The 273-nt window shown below is 47.3% G+C and carries 1 protein-coding gene; it reads right to left on the bottom strand.

What is annotated here, in order from left to right:
* Positions 1 to 273 (bottom strand): hypothetical protein (locus tag AAEY88_RS13585; protein WP_350563239.1); only part of this gene is annotated, 273 nt, incomplete at both ends.

Raw genomic sequence — 273 nt, 5'->3', positions numbered from 1 at the left:
ACATAATAGCGAAAGACAAAAGGCCTAATGAGCGCTTGTATTCGGTCATAAAATGGCGACTCTATTTGTCCCACTACACGCGCCTTTAACCATGCAAAACGCTCCCATGCGCGCCCATGCAAGGAAAAATACTTTTGCAAGGCGGATAGATGAATAGCCAGATCGCTGCCATCACCCCACGGCCGCAAGCGCATATCGACACGAAACACAAAACCATCAGCGGTATTGTTATCCAATAGCTTGATAATCCCTTGACCAAGCCGGGTCATAAAA

Origin of the sequence: Psychrobacter sp. CAL346-MNA-CIBAN-0220, from assembly GCF_040309805.1 — a bacterium.
Classification (GTDB): Bacteria; Pseudomonadota; Gammaproteobacteria; order Pseudomonadales; family Moraxellaceae; genus Psychrobacter.
Note: the sequence above shows the minus strand (reverse complement) of the source record. Positions and strands in the feature narration are given on the sequence as shown.